We start from the raw sequence: 326 nt of genomic DNA, 5'->3' as shown, positions 1-326 counted from the left end.
CGATTGCACCACAACGTGCTGGCGATTGCGCTCGCCAACAAGCTCGCCCGGATCGCCTGGGCGGTCCTCAACAAGGGACGCGCCTTCGCGTGCGTCAAGACGGAGGAGACGGCGTCCCGACCTGCTTGATCCTCGCGCCGTGCGCGGGGCCATCAAGGCGCAGCCTGGCGGCAGGATAGCAAGACGTCAGGACAGCACGACGGCCGGCCTTGACGGCCCCTTGCGCGCGGCGCGCCTGCGCGCGCAGGCCGGGACGAAGGAACGACCGCCAGGCACGAACAAAGGAACAGCGCGAAGTGAGGAGCTATCGATGACGTAACAACACC

Annotated in this window: 1 pseudogene; it reads left to right on the top strand. The window is 67.5% G+C overall.

The features are described from left to right. Positions 1-129, top strand: a pseudogene (locus ACZXDY_RS46605) (IS110 family transposase); the annotation flags it as partial. Between the last annotated feature and the right edge of the window lie 197 nt (positions 130-326).

The sequence above is a fragment of the Bradyrhizobium sp. LeoB3 genome (genome assembly GCF_055456055.1).
Note: the sequence above shows the minus strand (reverse complement) of the source record. Positions and strands in the feature narration are given on the sequence as shown.